This is a genomic window from Streptomyces sp. NPDC004647 (assembly GCF_040609575.1).
In the GTDB taxonomy this organism is placed as follows: Bacteria; Actinomycetota; Actinomycetes; order Streptomycetales; family Streptomycetaceae; genus Streptomyces.
This window is the reverse complement of record NZ_JBEXKU010000004.1, coordinates 121,096-142,461: the sequence shown is the minus strand read 5'-3', so window position 1 is coordinate 142,461 and position 21,366 is coordinate 121,096. Positions and strand designations below refer to the sequence as shown.

Below are 21,366 nucleotides of genomic sequence, written 5' to 3'. Positions count from 1 at the left end.
GCCCAACGACCGGCTGTGCCCAAGGGTGTTCACGCCAACACGTGGAGTGGCGGGGCCCCATCGCCGGGCGGACCGCATTCGCCGGCTCGTCCGTTCCTGACCTCGGATACGCTGATTTATGCGTACTCTGCGCCCCCCGGGGACGCTGTCCGGTCATGAGTCGGCAGCTCATGTGCCGGGAGCGCTCGGTCGAACCATCTCGCGGGAGGAGCGGCCAGTAAGCGGAGAGCACACGGCCAGCGATAGGTCACTGCGGTGGACACGCACGAGTCGTCGAGTGATGTGCCGGACCGGTCACAGGACGCGGTCGGGTACGCGGGTGTGTTCCGCGACCTGCTCCCGCTCGCGCTGTGGAGGGCCGATGCGGACGGGCGTATCGAGCAGTGGTCGCTCGCCGCCCAGGACCTGCTCGGTTACGCGCCGGAGGAGCTGCTGGGCCGGTACGGCATCCCGATACTGGTCCCCGAGCGCAACCAGCCATTGGCCCACCGGCTGACGAGCCGGGTCCAGGCGGGCGAGGTGGTGGTCGGATGCCTCCCCGTCCGGCACCGTGACGGGCACCTCGTCGAAATGGAGATGTGGATCTGCCCGGCCGCGGACACGCGGGGCCGGACGGGCCTCATGGCCGTCGCCGCGGAGACCTCCGAGGTGCTGCGGATGCGGGACTCGCTGGCGGCACTGGAGGGGCTGTTCACCCAGTCCCCGATCGGTCTGGCCATACTCGGCCCCGACCTGCGCTATCTGCGGGTCAACGACGCGCTGGCGCGGATGAACGGCGTGTCCGCGGCCGACCACATCGGAAAGCGTGTGTCCGAGGTCGCCCCCGGGGTCAACGCCGCGGCACTGGAGACGGTGATGCGGCAGGTTCTGGATCACGGCGAGGTGGTGGTGGACTTCCGCCGTACGGGGTGCACGGCGGCCGACCCCGACCATGACCGTACGTGGTCATGCTCATACGCTCCGCTGCTCAGCACCACGGGCAGGCGGCTGGGACTGATCGCTTCCCTGATCGACATCACCGACGGGCAGCAGGCTCAGGTCCGGGCCGAGCAGGCGCAGCACCGTTTCGCTCTGCTGGCCGAGGCCGGTACGCAGATGGGAACCACCTTGGACCTGCGGCGGACCGCGGAGGAGGTGGTGCAGGTACTCGTGCCCCAGCTGTCCGATTCGGCCGATGTGCATCTGCTGGACGAGGTGCTCGCGCCCGGTGAGGTCGCTGCGTCGGCGCACGGCATGGTTCGCCGGATCGCCGTCGCCTACACCGACCCGGCCGCCCCGACGGAGGAACTGGCGGTGGACCTGACCTACCAGGTGCCGCCGGGCTCGGTGTACGAGCAGGTCATCGCCGATGGGCACCCGATGGACCTCTCCCTTCCCGACATAGCCGCGCTGCTCCCCGATCCGAAGGACGAGCGGCTGCGGGTCTATCTGAGCACCCGACTGGGCTCGGCCCGGCTGGTACCGCTGGTCGCCCGCGGCGTGGTGCTCGGCGCGGTGGTGGTGACGCGCACCCGTCAGCGGGAGCCGTTCGGCGAGCAGGACAAGGTGCTCATCGACGAGTTGGCGGCCCGGGCGGCGCTGAACATCGACAACGCGCGCATGTACTCCAGCCAGCGGCACGCCGCCCTCACTCTGCAGCGAAGTCTGATGAACACCTCGCTGCCGCGGATGACCGGGCTGGAGCTCACCGGGCGCTATCTGCCCGCCAGCGACCACGAGGTCGGCGGTGACTGGTTCGACGTCATCGGCGTGCCCGGCGGCAGGACCGGGCTCGTCATCGGGGACGTGATGGGGCACGGGATCCATGCGGCGGCGGTGATGGGGCAATTGCGCACCGCGGTACGGACGTTGGCGCGCCACGACATTCCCCCGGACGAGATGCTGCGCTCGCTGGACGCCGCCGTCGCCGATCTGGGCGCGGACGAAATGGCGACCTGCGTCTACGCCGTCCACGACCCGGCTACCGGTGACTTCCGGATCGCCAGGGCGGGCCATCCGCCCCCGGCCGTGGCCGACGCCCGGGGGAGGGTCGTGTTCCTCGATGGCCCCTCGGGGCCGTCACTCGGCGCGGGTGGACAGGACTTCAGGACCGAGCGGGTACTCCTGCCCCCGGGCAGCCTGCTGGTGATGTACACCGACGGCCTCATCGAGTCCCGGGACAGGGACCTTGACCAGGGCATGCAACAGCTCGCTCAGGCATTGCGGGACTGCGACCTCCCGTTGGAGGAGATCTGCGACCGTATCCTCGGCCGTCTCCTGCCTTCCGTGGCGCAGGACGACGTGGCGATGCTCCTCGCCAGGTCCCGTGTCGGCTCCGCCGGCAGCCGGAGAAGCCGCGGCGTGTGAGCTCAGGGGATCGTGTGAGCTCAGGGGATGACGAAGGGTGGTGGTGAATCCACCCCGCGGTCGAACCGGTCGATGGCCTCGATCAGGTCGATCGTGCCCACCTGGACGCTGTCCTCCATCGGCTCCGCACGGTTGCGGAACCGAGACGCGGCGAATCTCAGAACGGCAGACGCGAGCGCCCCTTGCGGCCGGCGCGCCCGCTGCGGCCCACCGCGCGGTTGCTGCTGTGGAACGGCCTGCTCATCCACCGGCCCAACGGACCCGGTGCCTTGCCCGCACCGCGAGCCCCCGCGCCCAGGGTCCGCTGCGCTCCCCGCTGCGGGCGGTTGGACAACTTCGGAGCCAGAAATCCCAGAACGACCAGCACAACGCACACGACTATGACAACGCCAATGATCATATCCACTCCCTCGCCGAGTCTTTTCCCGTCGCCGACGAATCTGCCCGTGAGCTCGATTTACACACGCGGGAAGCCCGACGGCAATGGGTTGTTGCACACGGATGCGCAGAAAAGAGCGAAGGGCCCGAACGGTAATCGGTCGGGCCCCGCGCACCTGCCTGCGGATTTCAGCGTTTGAACGCATCCTTGACCTTCTCGGCGGCCGTGCGTACGTCGCCCCTGCTCTGCTCACCACGTCCCTCGGCGGTCATGCGCTCATTGCCCACCGAGCGACCGGTGGCTTCCTTGGCCATCCCTTTGGCCTGGTCCCACTTGGCCTTGGCCTTCTCACGCGCGCTCATCGAGGTCTCCTCGGATATCGGCATACGTTGGATGTCGTTCCGGCTACCCCGCGGATGAACCGACGAACAAGTGGGCCGCTGCCGGTGGTAGAAGAGGTCGCGAAAGAGGTGGCAGAAGAGGGTGGCGTTACTGCTGTTGAATCAATCACCGAACGCATGGTCAGGAGATGTTCCAGTGCAGGGGTTTGAGACCTGAGAGCCGGGTACCCGGTGCAGCGGAGAGGTTGAACGACGACTTTCTCGCATTCATTTCACCGAGAATTTGGAAGGGTTTTCCATGACTGCGAACATGTGGAACTACGCTGCTACGACGAACCTTCAGCACGGTACGGACCTGACCGGGTTCAAGGTCGAGGCGACCGATGGAAGCATCGGCAAGGTCGACAAGCAGTCCGACGAGGTCGGCTCCGCATACATCGTCGTCGATACCGGCCCCTGGATCTTCGGCAAGCATGTCCTGCTACCCGCCGGCACGGTCACCAGCGTCGACACGGCAGTCGAAACGATCTTCGTCGCTCGTACCAAGGACGAGATCAAGAACGCTCCGGAGTTCGACAAGGACAAGCACACCACCGACGCCACGTACCACGAGCAGGTCGGGGGCTACTACGGCGGTTTCCTCGGCTGAGTCCCGCCGAGCACGGCAGCGAGGGGGGGGGGGGGGGGGGCGCCGCCGTCCATGCGGGCGCGCCGGGCGCCGCCGATGCCGCCGCCCGCCGCTCGGAGCGCGGGGCATCGCCGGCCGGACGCGGCCCGGGGGACACCGGCGCGGCGGGCCGCAGCAGCGGAACCTCGCGCCGGGGGCTGTCGGTGGCAGGCGGGTCCGACTCGCCGCGCGGCACGGTCTCCGTCCGGATGACGGTGTGGCGGTCGGTCCTGATCTCACGCTCGTGCCGGATCACGGCGCCCTCGCCGGGGACAGGGCCGGGTGCGGCCGGGAGCAGGGGCGCGGGTTCGTCCGGCAGAGCCGCCTCGGAGCGCAGCGCCTCGACCCGCTCGTACGGGCCGGGCAGCCGTGGCCGTACGAGCGCCGGGCCGTCGGCGCCGCCCGCCGCCGGCGCGGGGGCGTGCCGTGCCAGCAGCCGGTCGAAGTAGTCAGACATCTGCGCACAGCTCCAGGTAGTAGCGGCGCCGCACTGGGCTGAGCGCCAGGATCTCCGGCTCGCTCCAGCCGTACGCGGTGGCGAGCAGATGGACGTCGAGCAGCACATCGCGTGCCCAGGCGTCCAGTTCGGTCCACAGGTAGAAGGCGATGTCCAGCTCGGCCGGCGTGGCCTCGCCGCACTCGGGACAGGCGACGTTCAGCGTCACCGCGGCTGCCGGGTCGGCCCGCTCGGCGGCCTCGGCGAGCCGCCGCTGCACCGGCTCGGGCAGGTCGGGGAGCCGGTCCGCGGGGACCGGCTCCCCGGCCTGTACGGCCGAGAGCGTGCAGCGTGCGACCAGCAGCCGCCGGGACTCCGCGGCGTCCGGAGCGGAAGCGGCGACCGCCGCGAGGTCGGCGACGGTGGGAAGCCGGAACTCGACCACCCAGTCGCCCTCCTCCACTCGCAGTGGACCGTCCAACCGCTTCGGGCGGTCGGCCAGTTCCCGCGCGTCGAGGTCGAACTCCATCGCCTCGCCGCACGCACCGCACTCCGTCCGCACCTGCATCCGCTCGCCGAACAGCGCGCGGCGCAGTGCGAACAGATCAGCCTCGCGCTCGCCGACCGGCATCGACAGCAGTTCGTCGGTGCCGGCCTCCGGACGGGCGGTCCGGTGCAGCAACAAGGCGCGGCCGGGACCTTGGTGAGCCAGTCCCGCTTCCCAGGTGGCCAGCAGTTCCGCCGGCCCGGCGGGCCCCGTGTGCGCCATACCTCAGGCCGTCCTGTGCTCAGACGGGGTGGGTGAAGGACGGCTCGGTCGGCTCCGGCACCTCGTAGTCCCGCTCCCAGCCCTCGCACTCCAGCTTGAGGCTCTGGATGGCGACCGCGTTGGCGTTGGCGTCCAGCTCGCCCAGCACCTGGTACTCGCTCGGCCAGGCCCGGTAGAGCTTGTGCGAAACGGCCACCTGGCCGGCCTCGTTGAGGACCTGGACCACGATGTCCTTGCGGAAGTCGGCGAGCGAGACCTCGGAGCCGAGCCCCGCGCCCACCTGCCAGACCTTGTTGGCCCAGCGGTCGAACTCGGGGTCGTGGGTGACACCGCGCTCGAGGGTCACACCCTCGAACTCGGAGCGGCCGGGCGACTTGCGCGGAGAGCTGGGGTCCCCGCCGTGCCGGTGCTTGACCACCTCGGTGGTGCGCTTCAGCGGGCTTATCTTGCTGATGCCCGCGACCGTACGACCGTCCCAGAGGACCAGGAACTTGAAGTTCTTGTACGGGTCGAAGCGATGGGCGTTGATCTGAAACTCAGCCATCGTTTTCCTTCGGATTCCTAAATCTCGAACTGTCCGGCCATCTGCTGGATCTTGACGATCACGAACTCCGCGGGCTTGACGGGCGCGATGCCGACGAGCACATTGACCACTCCGTGCTCGATGTCGGCGTCGGTGGTCGTGTCCTTGTCGCACTTCACGAAGTACGACTCGCGCGGTGTCCCGCCCTTGAAGGCCCCCTGCCGGAAAAGCGTGTGCAGGTACGCCGAGGCGTTCAGCCGGATCTGCTGCCACAACTGCTCGTTGTTCGGCTCGAAGACGACCCATTGCAGACCGCGGTGGAGACTTTCCTCGACATGCAGCGCGAGCCGTCGCACCGGCACGTACTTCCACTCGCTCTCCAGGGCGTCCGAGCCCTCCAGCGTGCGGGCGCCCCACACCAGCGGGCCCACCACCGGGAACGTACGCAGGCAGTTGACGCCCAACGGGCCGAGCAGCCCGTTCTCCCGGTCGGTCAGCTGCACGGTCAGCGACCGCACACCCGCCAGCCGGGCCTCGGTCCCCGCGGGTGCCTTCCAGACGCCGCGCTCGGCGTCCGTACGGGCGAAGACCCCGGCGATGGCGCCGGACGGCGGGAAGGAGCGCAGCCGGCCGGTCAGCGGGTCGGTCAGCTGGATGTGCGGGAAGTACAGGCCCGCGTGGTTGCCGCGCACCGGCTCGAAGGCGGCGAGACCGGCCCGTGCCGTGTCGGCGCTGACCCAGGACGTGGGCGAGTCGACGAGCAGGAATATCCGCCGCTCCTGGCAGAGCCGCTCGGCAGCCGAGATCACGGTGAGCATGTCCTCGGTGGACTCGTACGCCGAGAGTTCGGGCAGCGAGAGCAGATTGACGTCGTCGACGCCGCGCAGCGCCTGGAGGCCGGTCTTACGGGCCTCGCTGCCGATGAGGTCCCGGGGTCCCGGCGGGCTTCCGTCGACGCCGCCGCTCAGCGGGAACACCGGTGGGTTGACGGACGCCTCGAGACCCAGGTCGTTGGCGCATTCGCCGACGAAGCGGATGACGTCGTCCGGGTCGGTGGAGCCTGCGACGGCCTGCAGCCGGTTGCCGTACGCGGTGACCTCCGCTCCCGCGAAGGCCCGTTTGCCCGGGGCGTCGGGAAGGGCGCGCAGCTTGCGCTCGAGCAGCAGGGCCAGCTCGGTGACGCTGCAGGGGAGTTCGCCGTCCAGGTCCGGGTCGTAGAGCGTGAAGTCCCGCTCCACCTCCCCGATCTTGACGGTGAGGTCGACGGCGAGGTTGGGCAGCTCCGCCGAGAACGGCTTGGAGACGGTGCCCGACGGGTCGGGCCGTCCCTCGCCGATCACCTCGACCCGTACGAGGGAGGAGCCCGGGTTGATCACGGTTTCCACGAAGCGGCCGTGGCCGGGGCTCATGGAGAGACCGGCGAACGTCTCGCGGGTGCCGCCGTGCGCGTCGAAGACCTGGAGGTTGAAGGTCTCGCCGGGGGCCGGGGTGTCGTGGTCGACGGCCAGCCGCAGGCCGGAACCCCAGACGCCGGGCTCCTTGGCGTGCACCCGTAGCACCGCGCAGTCGCTGTGGCCCTCGGTGGAATCGAGGGTGACACAGGCCTCTTCGCCGGTACCGGCCGCGGCCACCCGCACGATCACCGCGAGCGTGCCGCCGTTGCCGAAGAACTGGTGCACGGCGTAGCCGACCGCGCTCTGCGAGGTGAGCCCCCCGAAGCGCCGCTCGAAGTCGGTGAAGCTGGTGATTCTGACCGGCCTGTTCACCGGTCCGCGGCGGGTGTGTCCCACGAACGCCGTCACGGAGGTCGTGACGGCGGAGATGGTGCGCACGCTGCTGGGAAGTTCTTCGACATAGACGCCGGGGTAAGTCGGTTTCGTCGGCATTCCCCCTCCAATCCCCTTCAGGCACCGATGGATAAGGCACCAAGAGACCGGGGAGGGAGGTTACGGGTACCGGGAATTCGCATCCCGAACGCGCACAGGACACGCACACCCCATCAGTTCCCCCCGTCTTTGCCCCATTCGGATCGGTCCGCCGGGGCCAAGCTGGTCGCTTGCGACTCCTGATGCGTAAGTGCTCAACTCATCTTGCGTGGCTGTCAGTTGGGGGGTCAAGAGAATCCAGGGGTGACAGGATGTAAAGATCCTGTGATGGCCACTGCATTTTCTTCGCATCAGGGTATGCATTTCAGCCATGTGATCGCCGGGGGTTTTCGGCTGTGAACAGCGCGGTTTGTGCGCGTACGGCGACACCAGAAACGCAGGAAAACCGGTCCTAATCGGCTCTGATCATATCGGCGCATTTTTCGCCGATCATCATTGTCGTGATGCACGGATTGACCGCGGTAAGGAACGGCATCACGGACCCGTCGGCGACCCGCAGTCCGCTCACGCCCTTGACACGCAGCTGAGGGTCGAGCGGGGCCGCGGGGTCGTCCGGCGCCCCCATCCTCACGGTGCACGCCGGGTGGTAGACGGTGTTGTGCGTCTGCCGGATGTAGTCGAACAGCTCCTCATCGGACTGCGCGCCCGGGCCGGGGGCGAGTTCCGTACCCGCCCAGGTGACCATCGCGGGCTGGGCGGCGATCTCCCGGGCGAGCCGGATGCCGTAGGTCATCACCCGTACGTCGTGCGCATGGGTGAAGTAGCGGGGGTCGACCTCCGGCTTGTCCCGGAAGTCGCGGGTCCTGAGCCGGACGGTGCCGGTCGAGCGGGCACGGGTGACGTTCGGCGTCAGGCAGAACGCGTTCTCCGACGTCGGGTAGCCGTGCCGGTAGGTGTTCATGTCGAACGGGACCGAGCCGTAGTGGAACATCAGATCGGGGCGGTCCAGGCCCGATTCGGTGCCGGCGAAGATGCCGATCTCCCACCACTGGGTGGAGGAGGTCACCATCGGCTGCATGGCCTCCCACATGATCATGCCCTCGGGGTGGTCCTGCAGATTGGAGCCGACCCCCGGCGCGTCCACCCTGGTGTCCACGCCCTTCTCGCGGAGGTGCTCCGCCGGTCCGATGCCGGAGAGCATCAGCAGTTTGGGGGTGTCGATGGCCCCACAGGAGACGATCACCTCCCGCCGTGCGCCGACCGTCCGGGTGTGGATCAGGTCCGGCGCCAGATAGTCCACGCCGGTGCAACGGAGGTCGGCGTCCAGGACGAGCCGCTTGGCCTGAAGGCCGGTCCTCACCTCCAGATTCGGCCGCTTGCCGAGAATGGGATGGAGATAGGAGACCGACGCGGAGGAGCGGGTCCCGTCCTCGCGGGCGTTGATCTGGAACCAGTTCGCGCCGCGCACCACCGTCCGGCCGGTGTTGAACGGCGTGGTCGGAATGCCCGCCTCGGCGCAGGCCTCCAGCAGTGCCCGGCCGCACGGGTCGCGCGGCGGGATGCTGCGGATGGTCACCGGACCGGAGCGGCCGTGGTGGTCGCCAGGCCCGTCATTGCTCTCCAGTCGCCGGTAGAGCGGGAAGCAGTCCGCGGCGCTCCAGCCCGTGCAGCCCTGTGCGCCCCACTCGTCGAGGTCCTCGGCCGGGGCCCAGAAGGCGATACAGGAGTTGTGCGAGGAGCAGCCGCCCAGCACCTTGCCGCGGGCGTGCCGCATGAAGTTGTTGCCGTACCGCTGCGGCTCCACCGGGTAGTCCCAGTCGTAGCCGGACTCCAGCATGGCCATCCACTGTTCCAGCCGCAGTACCTTGTCGTCGCCGACGTCGGACGGGCCCGCCTCCAGTACGCAGACGCTGACGGCCGGATCCTCCGACAGCCGGGCGGCCACCACCGCTCCGGCGGTGCCGCCGCCCACGACCACGTAGTCGAACTCGTCCACCGTGCCTTGCTCGGGCATTGTGCTTCTCCAGCTTCGTGCTCGTGGGTGCGTTGATCAGCTGCTGGGGGTCGGCTGATCGCCCAGGAGCTCGGCCTTGTGCTCGTCGAGTACGCCGGTGCGGTGCCGCTGGACGAACCAGTAGTAGGCGAATCCCGCGCCCGCGACGATGCCGACGAAGAGGAACGCGCCCCAGCGCAGGTACCAGTGCTGCGGACCGGTGGCGTTGTAGATCTCGGTGCGCGGCCAGGCGAGGTTGATGATCATCCCGGCTCCCCAGAGCACCGCCAGGACGTTGACCGGCAGGCCGAACCGGCCGAGTGAGAAGAATCCCTCGGCCGGCTTCCACCGGCGGCGCAGCCGCTTCACCAGCATGGGGAGGGTGACCAGCAGATACGCCAGATAGATCATGATGATCGCGATACTGGTGATCACCGAGAAGATCTGCGGCTGGTCGATGTTGATCACCAGGATGAGAACGCCCACCACACCGATGACGATGGCGGGCACCACCGGGGTCTTGAAGCGGGGGCTCACCCGCGCGAGATGCGTGCCGGCCGGCAGGTTGTTGTCCCGGGCCATGGCGAACATCAGGCGGATTCCGGCGGCATGGACGGCCAGTACGCACACCGTGATCGCGATGACCACGCACCAGAGCACGATCTCACCGATGGTCGAGCCGAGCGTCTCCAGCACCACGTATTGCAGGCCGCCGATGTCCCTCAGCTCCTTGGCGCCCAGGTTCGGCACGGCCATCAGGGCGAAGAGCAGGATGAACCCGCCGAGGATGAACGAGGCGACCAGCGCCCGCAGGATGGCGTGAGGTGCGTTGCGACTCGGATTGTGGGACTCCTCTCCGAGGGACGACGCCGTGTCGAAGCCGTACATCACATAGGCGGATGCCAGGGATGCGGTCAGGAACGCGCCGAAATAGCCCCAGGTCTGGCCCTGGGCCAGCCCGTCGGTGTCGGTCAGCACGGTGTTCGGGCCGCGGGTGATGTGAGCGGCCAGCAGCACGACCAGAACGATGGCGGCGATCAGCTCGATGAACACACCGCTGGAGTTGATCTGGGCCATCAGCTTGACCCCGAAGGCGTTGACCAGGGTGGTGAAGAGGATGAGTACGGAGCCGAGGAGGACGGCGTTGGCAGCTTGGTCGGTCTGGCCGCTGCCGTCCCCGACGAACTGGAAGGTCTCGTCGATCTGCGGCAGCGTGACCTGGTAGGCGAGCGCCGTTGCCGAGAGCGTCACCATGGTGGCGGTCATCATCATCCAGCCGCCGAGCCAGCCCACATGGGGCCCGCCCATCTGCTTGCCCCAGTTGTAGATGGATCCGGCCACCGGGTACCGGGCGGCGAGCTCGCAGAAGCACAGGGCGACCATCAACTGCCCCACGAAGACCATGGGCCAGGACCACCAGTAGGCGGGTCCGCCGAAGCTCACACCGAGATAGAAGAGCTGGAAGGTGCCGGTCAGGATCGAGATGTAGCTGACCCCGGCGGCAAAGGTGTGGAAGTTGCCGAGTGTGCGCTTGAGTTCGGGGCGGTAGCCGAGTTCGGTGAGCGAGTCGTCGTCGTGACCGGAGCCGGCGGAGGGACCGCCCGGACCGGTCGGCTCGGTGGCCGTCACTCGAACCACCGTTGGGGACGCGGCGCGGTGTTACGCCAGATGTGCTTGGCCTCCTGATACTCGGCCAGGCCTGCCGGGCCCAGCTCGCGGCCCACGCCGGACTGTTTCATACCGCCCCATTCCGCTTGTGGCACATAGGGATGGAAGTCATTGATCCAGACGGTTCCCGCACGGAGCCGGGAGGCCACCCGCTGCGCCAGACCGCTGTCCTGGGTCCACACCCCCCCGGTCAGGCCGTAGAAGGTGTCGTTGGCGAGTGCCACCGCCTCGTCCTCACTGCGGAACCGCTCGACGGTCAGGACCGGGCCGAAGGACTCGTCGCGCACCACGGACATGCCGGGAGTGCAGTCGTCCAGCACCGTCGGCAGGTAGTAGAAGCCGTCCCCGAGCGCCGGGTCGTCCGGACGCCTGCCGCCGCACCGCAGCACCGCGCCCTCGTCCAGGCCCGCCGCCACGTACGCCTCGACCTTCTCGCGGTGGGCAGCCGAGATCAGCGGGCCGCTGCGGGCCTGTTCGTCGAACGGACCGCCGAGCCGGATCCTGCGCGCCCGGGCCACCAGCTCGTCGACGAACGCGTCGTGCAGCTTCTCCTGGACCAGCAGCCGAGCCCCGGCCGAGCAGACCTGTCCGGCGTGCAGGAAGACCGCCATCAGGGCGTAGTCGACCGCGGTGTCGAACTCGGCGTCGGCGAAGACGATGTTGGGGTTCTTGCCGCCGAGCTCGAGAGCGATCTTCTTCACGGTGGGCGCGGCCGCGGCCATGATGTGCCGCCCGGTGGCGAGGCCGCCGGTGAACGACACCATGTCCACCCGCTCGTCGGTGGTGAGCGGTGCGCCCGCGCCCGGACCGGTTCCCAGCACCAGGTTGGCGGCGCCGTCGGGCAGCCCCGCCTCGGCGAGCAGCCGCATGAGTCCGATGGCGGTGTGCGGGGTGAGCTCGCTCGGCTTGAGAACGAACGTGTTGCCGGCGGCGAGCGCGGGGGCGACCTTCCAGGCGGTCTGGAGCAGGGGATAGTTCCAGGGCGTGATCAGCGAACAGACGCCGACCGGCTCGTGCACCACGCGGCTGTCGACGGCCGGATCGCCGGTGTCGACCGCCCGGTCGGTGCCGCCGGAAGCGGCCAGACTGCCGAAGTAGCGGAAGCAGTTCGCGATGTCGTCGAGGTCGTACTCGCTCTCGACGAGCCGCTTGCCGGTGTCCAGCGACTCGGCCCGGGCGAACGCGTCCTTGTCCCGCTCCAGCAGGTCGGCGACGCGGATCAGCAGCCGGCCACGATCGGCGGCGGGTGTGCCGGGCCAGGGGCCGCGGTCGAAGGCGTCGCGCGCCGCGGCCACCGCGGCCGCGGAGTCCTTCGGCCCGCCCTCGTCCACCGTGGCGACCAAGGTGCCGTCCGCCGGGCAGCGGATCTCGCGGACGTGCCCGTCGACGGCGGCGGTCCATCGGCCACCGATGAAGAGCTCGGGCATGGCGTTCCTCCGGGTCTGCCCGGTGCCCTGGCCGACGGAGGGCCGACCGGATTCCGTGGCGCGAGATACGCAGCAGATTCTAAGTGATGCATGTCACATTCGCTCGGTGCCGTTGATGGGACGTTGAGACTCCGTTGATCGGTGGGCGTCAGAGTGACCGTTATGTTGATCGACTTCACCGTCCCGTCGGGGCGCGAGCCGGGCTGGCGGGAGCGTGCCCTGTGTGCGCAGACCGGTCCCGAGCTGTTCTTTCCCGAAGCGGGTGGCTCCACCAGGGAGGCCAAGCGGGTCTGCGGAGCCTGCGAGGAGCGCATCCGGTGTCTGGAGTACGCGCTCGCGAACGACGAGCGGTTCGGCGTCTGGGGAGGCCTCTCCGAGCGGGAGCGGCAGCGGCTGCGGCGCAGCTGATCGGCCGCCGCGGAAACGATTTGGTGGGAACGCCGGGAGCGCGTAAGGTCGTGTTCACCGACGCGGGGTGGAGCAGCTCGGTAGCTCGCTGGGCTCATAACCCAGAGGTCGCAGGTTCAAATCCTGTCCCCGCTACTCACACAGCAGGCCCGGTGCACACGCACCGGGCCTGCTGCTTTTTCGCCTTCCGGCGCGGGTGCGGTGGAGCGGTCCGCGCCACCGCACCCGGTGCGGCCCCTGTCCAGGGCCGGTCCCCTGGTGCCGCTGGACCGGCCCGCCTCTCGGACCGTCGGTGTGTCTCTACGTGCCTCTGCGTGTCTCTATGTGCCTCTCATGGGTGCGGCCCGCGCTCGCCCGCGGGCGTCCGGTGACGCGCTCGGTACGGTGCCGCCACCGGCGGGGTTCTGCGTGCGGTGGACCGGGGCAACCCCGTCCACCGCTCCAGCTTCCCTCCAGTGAGGTCTGGAGGGCGGTTGTGTGAGGCGGGGCCGGGTTCCTGCTCCCGCGCTCCTGCACTCGCCGTGTGATTCGGTCCCGGCGGCAAAACGAACGTCCCCTGCCCGAGGGCAGGGGACGTTCGGGAATCCCTCCGAATGGAGCCTCGGCGTCAGGCGGAGGCCGCCCGCGCCGCGCGCCGCGCGAGCAGCGCCTGGCGCCGCTCGTCGAACTTGGTCGCCTGGTCGTCGAGCCCGCCCATGAACAGGCCCAGCTCCTCCTGTGCCTTCAGGCCCTCCGGCCCCAGGCCGGAGATCTCCAGCACTTTGAGGAAGCGCAGCACCGGCTGCAGTACGTCGTCATGGTGGATGCGCAGGTTGTAGATGCCGCCGATGGCCATCTGCGCGGCGGCGCGCTCGAAGCCGGGCATGCCGTGTCCGGGCATCCGGAAGTTCACGACGACATCGCGGACCGCGGCCATGGTCTGGTCGGGAGCGAGCTCGAAGGCCTTACCCAGCAGGTTCCGGTAGAAGACCATGTGCAGGTTCTCGTCGGTCGAGATCCGGGCCAGCATCCGGTCGCACACCGGGTCGCCGGAGTGGTGGCCGGTGTTCCGGTGTGAGATGCGGGTCGCGAGCTCCTGGAAGGCGACGTACGCGACGGAGTGCAGCATGCTGTGCCGGTTGTCGGACTCGAAGCCCTCCGACATGTGCGCCATGCGGAAGCGCTCCAGCTCGACCGGGTCGACGGCCCGCGAGGTCAGCAGGTAGTCGCGCATGACGATGCCGTGCCGACCCTCCTCGGCGGTCCAGCGGTGCACCCAGTTGCCCCAGGCGCCGTCGCGGCCGAAGAGCGTGGCGATCTCGTGGTGGTAGCTCGGGAGGTTGTCCTCGGTGAGCAGGTTCACCACAAGCGATATCCGGCCGATGTCGCTGACCTTGGACTGCTCGGGCTCCCACGCGTCGCCGCCGAGCGGGCCGTCGAAGTTCCGGCCGTCGCTCCACGGCACGTACTCGTGGGGCATCCATTCCTTGGCGACGCTCAGATGGCGGTTGAGCTCGGTCTCGACAACCTCTTCCAGCGCGTACAGCAGCCGGGCGTCACTCCACGCCTCCGAACCGGCGAGGGGGGCAGGGGTGGTGGTCACATCGGCTCCAGAGGCATACGGGGACTGCAGAATCACCTACGGCTCCGTAGGTTACGAGTCCGTAGGTTAAGGCCCAGGTTAGGTGAAGGCCAAGGGGCGGGGGTAATCGTTCTACTTCGCCCCACTATGCATGCAAATCGCGGAGCCGTACCGAGAGACATGTGACGCATCCCTCCAGCTTCTCGAATTCGCCGATGTCGACCGGTACCGGTACGTACCCCAGACCGGCCAGCAGCTCCGCGGTTTTCGGCGCGCTCGCGGCCATCAGCAGCTTCCCCGAACCCAGCAGCACCACATGCGCGCCGGACTCCTCGGGGACGGGCAGAAAGTGTGGGAACACGGACGGGTCGTCGACCAGCGGCGCGTAGCCGATCACGGTGCCGTCCGGCAGGGCGGTCACCGCCGATTTCAGATGCAGCACCTTGCTGACCGGCACCGCGATGACCCGCGCCCCCAGCGGCTCGAAGGCGGCCCGCAGCTGCTGGACCCCGGCGGCGTTCGTCCGGCCGCCCCGGCCCACATAGATCGTGTCCCCGATCTTGAGGACATCGCCGCCGTCGAGCGTGCCCGGATCCCACACCCAGTTGATCGAGCAGCCGAGGCGAGCGACGGCCTCCTCCACCGCCGCCGTCTCCGGCTTGCGGGAGTCCGCGCCGGGCCGCGCGATCAGCGCCACATTCCGGAACAGCACCACCGTGTCCTCGATGAAGACGCTGTCCGGGCAGGTCTCGGCGGGCTCCACCTCGAAGGGTTCCCAACCGTGCGCCTGCAGCGTCATGGCGTATCCCTCCCACTGGCTCACCGCGAGTCCCGTGTCGACCGGCGACCGGTCGATATGGGTGACGAGCCCCTCCGCGAGGCGCGGGCCGGGGCGGCGGATGAGCACCTTCTTGCTGGGCACGGTTGCTCCCTTTCGATATACGGACCATGGGGGCACGGATGCGCCGTCCCCCCATCCTGTCCTTCACCCGGGCAGATCTTCTACTGCCCACCCCCACCCCCGCCCCCGCCGAACAGGCACAATCCCCGGCATGACGCGCATCCGCATCCCGCAGGACCCGCCGAACCCCGTGGACGATCTGCTCGGAGCCCTGGACCCGCTCCCATATCCGCAGCGCATGCGGGAACTCGCCGCCCGCACGCGCGCGTGGGCAGGCCGCGGGCAGCTGCGGCCGATGCTGGAGGACCTCGCGCAGCGCGGGGCGTACGGGCAGCGGCTGGCCGTCGTCGCGGCCGCCGTCGGGCGGGACACCGGCTATCTGGAGGCAAGGCTCACCGACCCCGACGCGGTGGTTCGCGGCCACGCCCTGCGCGCCGCCGAATCCGCGCCCGTCTCCGACGCCGCCCTCGAAGCGGCGCTCGAGGACGCACCCGCGGCCATACGCAGAGAGCTGATACGCGCCGTCGTCCGCGGCGGACGCACCGCCCTCGCCGACCGGCTCGTCGACGACTGCCGTGAGCGGTGGGGGGACGGCGAGGCGGCGCGGCTGCTGCCCGGCTGCGGGGCGCGGACCGTCACCCGGCTCCTCCCCGGCCTCTTCCACGCCGTCCGCGGCTGGCGCGGTCTCGCGGCCCGCCACCCCGACGCCGTACTGGACGAGGCCGGACGCCAGCTCGCCGAACTCCCCTCCACCCTGTACGAGACGTGGTGGCAGCGGTACACAGCCGGGGTCGCCGCCACCGCCGCCGCCCGGCCCGGCCGCGTCCTCGACCTGCTGGAGCGCCACGGCACCGGCGCTCTGCCCCTTCCGCTGTGGCACAGCCTGGGCGCACTGACCGCCGCCGAACCCGGCCGCACGCTCCGCCTGCTGCTCGATCCGCGGCACGCCGAGACCCTGCGCATACGCGGTCTGCCACGCTCCGTGCTGGAGCGCCTCGCACGGCTCGACCTGGCCCGGTTCACCGGCCTGGGCCGCGCCTGGGCACCGTACGGGGAACGCCTCGCCCAGCTGCTCCGCGCCCTGCCGCCGGCCCGCCGCGGCGACTTCTACGACGCCGTCACCACCGGGCAGGACCGCGCCCTCCCCTCCGACCCGGTGCTGGAGCTCCTGCCGCGCGCCCGGCGCGAGGCCGAGGGCCGCCGGATGGCCGCGCAGGCACGCGCGCGTGACGCGGGCTGGGCGGCCGTCCTGTCGGCCGTCGCGCATCTGCCCGTGGAGGAGGCGTGGGAGGAGCTGACCGCCGCCACCCGCCGGCCGGGCGCGGACGACCGTGCCGAGGCCTGGCCCCTGCTCATCGGCAATGTCGCGCGCTCCGCCGACCCCGCCGCGCTGCTGCGCCTGCTGGGCGAGATGGAACGGCTGCGCAACGAGCAGGACCCCGTACGGTCCGCCGCCCTGGCCGCGCTCGGCCGCATCCACCCCCGCCTCTTCACCGACGACACGGCCCCGTACCTCGACCGCATCGCCTCCGACGCGATCACGGCCCGCGACACCTCCTGCGCCGCCCCCAGCCAGAGCCGCAGCGCCCTGAGCGAACTCGCCATCGCGCTGCTGCGCGAACACGCCGCCACCGCCGAGCGGCAGTTGATCGGCTGGGCCCTGCGCACCCTGGTCCGGCTGTCCGGGAACACCGGCGGCGCCGACCTGGGCCGGCTCGACCGCTCGCTGCGCCGGGGGCAGGAGCACGAAGTGTTCGAGGCGCTGCGGCCCTGGCTGGAGGCGGGCGCGGAGAAGGTGGACCACGGGCTGACCTTCGCGCTCGCCCGCGCGGTCGGGCCACGGCGTGCCGCCGCGATGCCGGAGCTCCAGGAACTCCTCTGGCAGGCCGTGCAGTTCGGGAACGACGCGACCGTACGGACCGCGATCGGCCTGTGGCTCGAGGCGCCGTCCGCCCGGGACGAGCGGGTGGGGAAGATCCTCGCACTGGACTCCTCGACGGCCGTACTGGAGCCCGTCCTGTCCGTGCTGACCCGGCGCCGCACCGATCTGCTCGACGCGGTCCTCGGCGACACCGCCCCGCACGGACGCTTCCGGAACCGCAACAGCCACTGGCTGCCCCCGGTCGGCCGCGAGGCGGACCGCTGGCTGCCCCGGCAACAAGCCGCCGCGGCACGGCTGATGACCCGGGCGATGGGAGACGCCTCGCTGCGGCCGAACCAGCGGATCGCGGCCATCGGGCAGGCCGCCCGCATACCCGAGCTGGGAGCGGGGGAGGTGCGGCGCTGGACCGACTCCCCGGACGTGTTGCTCGCCGAGGCCGCTCTGGCCGCTCTGGCGAGGACGGACCGGCCGGGTGAGGCGCTGCCGGTCCTGCTCGCCCACGCCGGGGACGACCGCGCGCGGGTCGCGGTGTACGCGGCCACCCGCGCGACGCTGTACGTCGCGCCGTCACGGCTGGCCGGAATCCTGCGCGCCGTCCTGCTGCCGGACGCCGGTGTGCAGGTGAAGGTCACCAGCCGCAAGGAGGCGGTCCGGCTCGCCGCGACCCGGCTTCCCGTCACGGTGGCCGCCGGACTGCTCGCCGACGCGTACGCGCTGCCCGGGCAGCACCGTGACGTATCGGCCGCCTGTGTGGCGTTCGCGGCCGGGCTGCTCGGCGACGAGCGGGCGTGGGAGATGATCGCGGGCGCCGCGGCCGGCCCTCCGGCGCTGCGCCACGCCGTCCTCCGTATCCGGCCGCTCGATCTGCCCGAAGCACACCGGGAGCGTTACGCCCGGCTGGTCACTGCCCTGGGCGTCACCGAGGACCGGGAGATCGCCGAAGCGGTCTACGCGGCGCTGGCGCACTGGGCGCCGTGGTCGCCGGAGGCTGCCGGGGCACTGGCGGCCGCCGTCACCGACCTGGGAAACCGCGGGACTTGGCGTGCCGCCGCCGACGGTCTCGTCTCGCTGGTCACGTCGGTGCCGGGGAGCGGCCCGACGCTGGAGCGGGTGCTGACCGCGCTGGTCGCGGCGGACGGCCGATCGGACTGGGCCGGGGAGACGGCAGCGGAGGCGCCGGTTACGGCGGACGGGGCGGCTGCGGCGGCTGCGGCGGCTTCAACCGGTGGGGCGGTTACGACGGGTGGGGCGGTTACGGCAGACAGGGAGGTCATGGCGGAAGCGGCAGTCGTGGCGGACCGAGGGGGCATGGCGGATGGGCGGGTCAGAGGGAACGGGGCGCCGGTGGGGGACAGTTCGCTTGCCGGGGACGGGGCCGTCATGGACGGGACCGTAGGGGATGGGGCCGTCATGGACGGGGCCGTAGGGGATGGGGCTGCCATGGCGGATGCGCAGCCCGACCGCGACCGGCCCGCCCGCCGCCGCGTCGAACATCTCGTGGAGCGGCTCGCTGTGCGGGCGGTGACGCACCCGGCCGGCTACCGCCGGGCCGCCGCCGACGCCGGTGAACTGCTCGCCCGGCACCCCCGGTTCGTCCCCGCCGCGGCCCGGCTCCTGGCCGACTCCCTGGACCTGGACGTGGACCTCGACGCGGACGGGGCCTCGCTGGGGGACCGGCTGTCCTGGCTCGCCCGGCTGTACGAGGGCCGCCCCGTACTGGCGGACCGGAGCGCAACGGCTCTGCGCCGTCGACTGGAGACCGCGTCCCAACCAGGCTCGGACGTGGCGCTCTCCGCGGCAGCGCTGCGTCTCGCGGGGGAGGGAACACATGCCGCGGGCCTGATGTCCGCCGCGCTGACGGCCGTCGCCGGCCAGCGCTCCGGCTGGCCGCCCGCCTGGCGCGACCAGCTACGACGGCTGCGCCGCCACCCGGTCCCGGACGTACGCGACGCGGCACTCGCTCTGGAGACGGCCCCCGAGTGATCCTGCCAGGTGGTGGGGCGGTACGGCCAGCGCCGGGCCATACCGCCGTGGAGCGTCCCCGCTGGCCAACTGCGGGAGGGTTGATCCGGCCTCCCGCAAGGGCTGCGGCAGGTTGTTCGCGTGTGTGCACTGCGGGCACGAGGACGACGCGGACCATAATGCCTCGGTGGAGATCGAGGCCCGAGCCCGCCGGACGGGCGGCTCGGTCATCAACAGCACGCGCAGGCGCCGCACGGCGCCGAGTCCCGCCCACCAGCGGAGGCGGACGCGTGAAACCCAACCGGCCACCCACGGGTAGCCAAAGGCAATCTCCCGGCTTCAGCCGGGAGAGGATCGTCAAACCTCCTCCGGTTCGACGGCCGACAGTTCGCCGTCCAGCCGCATCCAGCGTGTGATCCCGATCCCGCGCAGGAACGGCACATCGTGGCTCGCCACGATCAGCGCGCCCTCGTACGACTCCAGGGCCGCGGTCAGTCGGCCGACCGACGTCATGTCGAGGTTGTTCGTCGGTTCGTCCAGCATCAGCAACTGCGGAGCCGGTTCCGCGAGCAGCAGCGCGGCCAGCGACGCGCGGAACCGCTCGCCGCCCGACAGCGCGCCCGCAGGCCGGTCCGCCCGCGCGCCCCGGAACAGGAAGCGGGCGAGCCGCGCCCTGATCCGGTTGTTGGTCGCTGCGGGCGCGAAGCGCGCCACGTTCTCGGCGACGGTCAGCTCGTCGTCCAGCACGTCGAGCCGCTGCGGCAGGAACCGGACCGGGACATGCGCCACCGCCTCCCCGGACACCGGCTCCAGCTGCCCGACGACGGTCCGCAGCAGTGTCGACTTCCCCGCTCCGTTCCGGCCCACCAGCGCGATCCGCTCCGGTCCGCGCACCTCGAAGTCCTGAACCCGTGCGCCGTACCGGAGTTCGAGCTCCCGCAGGGTGAGGACGGTCCGTCCCGCCGGTACCGCCGTGTGCGGCAGATCGACCCGGATCTCGTCGTCCCGCACCGCCTCCACGGCGTCGTCGAGCCGCTCCTTCGCCTCCTTCAGCTTCTCGGTGTGCATGATCCGGTGTTTGCCGGCGGACACCTGTGCCTCGCGCTTGCGCGCGTTCATCACGATCTTCGGCTCGCGTTTGGAGTCGTACATCTTCTGGCCGTAGCGCACCCGACGCGCCAACTTGACCCGGGCTTCGGCCAGTTCGCGCTCCTGCCGCTTCACATCGGCCTCGGCGACACGGACCATCCGCTCGGCGGCCTCCTGCTCCACGGCGACCGCCTCCTCGTACGACGACAGGTTTCCGCCGTACCAGTGGACTTCGCCTCCCCGCAGGTCGGCGATCTGATCGACGAGTTCGAGGAGTTCGCGGTCGTGGCTGACCACGACCATCACCCCGGACCAGGCCACGACCGCGTCGTACAGCCGCCGCCGGGCGTCGAGGTCCAGATTGTTGGTCGGCTCGTCCAGCAGCAGTACGTCCGGCCTGCGCAGCAGCAGCGCCGCCAGTCTCAGCAGCACCGACTCGCCGCCCGAGACCTCCCCGATGGTGCGGTCGAGGCCGATGTGGCCGAGCCCCAGGCGGTCGAGCGTCGCCCGCGCCCGCTCCTCGACGTCCCAGTCGTCGCCGACGGCGGCGAAGTGCTCCTCGCTCGCGTCGCCGCCCTCGATGGCGTGCAGCGCGGCGCGGGCCCGCGCGATGCCCAGTGCCGCGTCGACCCGCAGGGCGGTGTCCAGGACGAGGTTCTGCGGCAGATACCCCATCTCCCCGGCGACCCGGACGCTGCCCCCGCCCGGGTCCAGCTCGCCGGCGATGAGCCGCAGCAGGGTGGACTTGCCCGATCCGTTCAGGCCGATCAGACCGGTCCGTCCCGGTCCCACCGCCAGGTCGAAGCCGTCGAACACGACGGTCCCGTCGGGCCAGGCGAAGGAGAGTCCGGAGCAGGTGACGGACGCGGATGCGGATGAGGTGGCGGAGTGAGCCATACGGGCCTCCAGGTTGCTCGCAGTGATGTGGCAACACGGGGAGACACCGGGGATTGCGGCGACGGACCGGACGGGCAACGAGAAGGCCCCGGTCGGGGGAGGGGGCGGCTCAGCGCCGAGGTCGCACACAGCTCACGCGGCACCTCGCACGGAGGCGGGGCGGCGGAGCACGGTGTCTCAAGACCTCAGAGGAGCAACGTCCTTCTCCATTCAACGACAACGGGGCCGAGAAGAACGGTATGCCCGGCTGCTGTGCGGCGGCAACGCAATAAAAAGCAACGACCCGTTCGG

Annotated in this window: 15 protein-coding genes, 1 tRNA gene and 1 pseudogene; 5 read left to right on the top strand and 12 right to left on the bottom strand. The window is 70.5% G+C overall.

Features of this window, described 5'->3' with window-relative positions:
- The first annotated feature begins 255 nt into the window (after positions 1-255).
- Positions 256-2,346, top strand: a complete 2,091-nt coding sequence (locus ABZW18_RS03465) for a SpoIIE family protein phosphatase (protein ID WP_356181423.1) — start codon at positions 256-258, stop codon at positions 2,344-2,346.
- Positions 2,347-2,369: 23 nt separating this feature from the next.
- On the opposite strand, the pseudogene ABZW18_RS03460 reads toward ABZW18_RS03465, so the two are convergent.
- The 3 genes and pseudogenes from ABZW18_RS03460 to ABZW18_RS03450 form a co-directional block, all read right to left on the bottom strand.
- Positions 2,370-2,537, bottom strand: a pseudogene (locus ABZW18_RS03460) (sigma factor); the annotation flags it as partial.
- Positions 2,504-2,746: a DUF6411 family protein gene (locus tag ABZW18_RS03455; RefSeq protein WP_356181420.1), complete on the bottom strand. Its 243-nt coding sequence runs from the start codon at positions 2,744-2,746 to the stop codon at positions 2,504-2,506. The pseudogene ABZW18_RS03460 and the gene ABZW18_RS03455, both read right to left, overlap by 34 nt.
- A 167-nt stretch (positions 2,747-2,913) precedes the next feature.
- The gene (locus ABZW18_RS03450; protein ID WP_356181418.1) at positions 2,914-3,087 is read right to left on the bottom strand and encodes a CsbD family protein; all 174 of its coding nucleotides are present in this window, start codon (positions 3,085-3,087) and stop codon (positions 2,914-2,916) included.
- Between the two features lie 277 nt (positions 3,088-3,364).
- Here ABZW18_RS03450 and ABZW18_RS03445 point away from each other — a divergent pair, with 277 nt between their 5' ends.
- Positions 3,365-3,715 (top strand): PRC-barrel domain-containing protein, encoded by a 351-nt coding sequence (locus ABZW18_RS03445; RefSeq protein WP_356181417.1) that lies wholly within the window; start codon positions 3,365-3,367, stop codon positions 3,713-3,715.
- A gap of 467 nt (positions 3,716-4,182) precedes the next feature.
- Here ABZW18_RS03445 and ABZW18_RS03440 read toward each other — a convergent pair whose 3' ends face one another.
- The 6 genes from ABZW18_RS03440 to ABZW18_RS03415 all read right to left on the bottom strand — a co-directional run bounded on the left by ABZW18_RS03440 (position 4,183) and on the right by ABZW18_RS03415 (position 12,375).
- A complete protein-coding gene (locus ABZW18_RS03440; protein ID WP_356181415.1) occupies positions 4,183-4,938 on the bottom strand; it encodes a hypothetical protein in 756 nt (251 codons plus the stop codon).
- Positions 4,939-4,957: 19 nt separating this feature from the next.
- A complete protein-coding gene (locus ABZW18_RS03435) occupies positions 4,958-5,482 on the bottom strand; it encodes a phage tail protein (RefSeq protein WP_356181412.1) in 525 nt (174 codons plus the stop codon).
- A 17-nt stretch (positions 5,483-5,499) separates the two neighbouring features.
- Entirely contained in the window at positions 5,500-7,347 is a 1,848-nt protein-coding gene (locus ABZW18_RS03430; protein ID WP_356181409.1) for a phage tail sheath C-terminal domain-containing protein, read from the bottom strand.
- A gap of 391 nt (positions 7,348-7,738) precedes the next feature.
- Positions 7,739-9,301, bottom strand: coding sequence for a GMC family oxidoreductase N-terminal domain-containing protein (locus ABZW18_RS03425; protein ID WP_356181407.1), 1,563 nt, complete (start codon positions 9,299-9,301; stop codon positions 7,739-7,741).
- A gap of 36 nt (positions 9,302-9,337) precedes the next feature.
- Positions 9,338-10,909, bottom strand: coding sequence for an APC family permease (locus ABZW18_RS03420; protein ID WP_356181404.1), 1,572 nt, complete (start codon positions 10,907-10,909; stop codon positions 9,338-9,340).
- A complete protein-coding gene (locus ABZW18_RS03415; RefSeq protein WP_356181401.1) occupies positions 10,906-12,375 on the bottom strand; it encodes an aldehyde dehydrogenase family protein in 1,470 nt (489 codons plus the stop codon). The genes ABZW18_RS03420 and ABZW18_RS03415 overlap by 4 nt, the downstream gene beginning before the upstream one ends.
- Positions 12,376-12,537: 162 nt before the next feature.
- On the opposite strand from ABZW18_RS03415, the gene ABZW18_RS03410 reads away from it, so the two are divergent.
- Together ABZW18_RS03410 and ABZW18_RS03405 are read left to right on the top strand one after the other, a co-directional pair.
- A complete protein-coding gene (locus tag ABZW18_RS03410) occupies positions 12,538-12,783 on the top strand; it encodes a WhiB family transcriptional regulator (RefSeq protein ID WP_356181398.1) in 246 nt (81 codons plus the stop codon).
- A gap of 61 nt (positions 12,784-12,844) precedes the next feature.
- Positions 12,845-12,918, top strand: a tRNA-Met gene (locus ABZW18_RS03405).
- A gap of 472 nt (positions 12,919-13,390) precedes the next feature.
- Here ABZW18_RS03405 and ABZW18_RS03400 read toward each other — a convergent pair.
- Positions 13,391-14,365 carry an acyl-ACP desaturase gene (locus tag ABZW18_RS03400; RefSeq protein WP_356181395.1) on the bottom strand — a complete coding sequence of 325 codons (975 nt, stop codon included), beginning with the start codon at positions 14,363-14,365 and terminating at the stop codon, positions 13,391-13,393.
- A 124-nt stretch (positions 14,366-14,489) separates the two neighbouring features.
- Positions 14,490-15,266, bottom strand: coding sequence for a dimethylargininase (gene ddaH / locus ABZW18_RS03395; RefSeq protein ID WP_356181392.1), 777 nt, complete (start codon positions 15,264-15,266; stop codon positions 14,490-14,492).
- 130 nt (positions 15,267-15,396) lie between these two features.
- Here ddaH and ABZW18_RS03390 point away from each other — a divergent pair, with 130 nt between their 5' ends.
- Positions 15,397-19,110, top strand: a complete 3,714-nt coding sequence (locus ABZW18_RS03390; protein WP_356181390.1) for a hypothetical protein — start codon at positions 15,397-15,399, stop codon at positions 19,108-19,110.
- Positions 19,111-19,446: 336 nt separating this feature from the next.
- Here ABZW18_RS03390 and ABZW18_RS03385 read toward each other — a convergent pair whose 3' ends face one another.
- Positions 19,447-21,075: an ABC-F family ATP-binding cassette domain-containing protein gene (locus tag ABZW18_RS03385; protein WP_356181387.1), complete on the bottom strand. Its 1,629-nt coding sequence runs from the start codon at positions 21,073-21,075 to the stop codon at positions 19,447-19,449.
- Between the last annotated feature and the right edge of the window lie 291 nt (positions 21,076-21,366).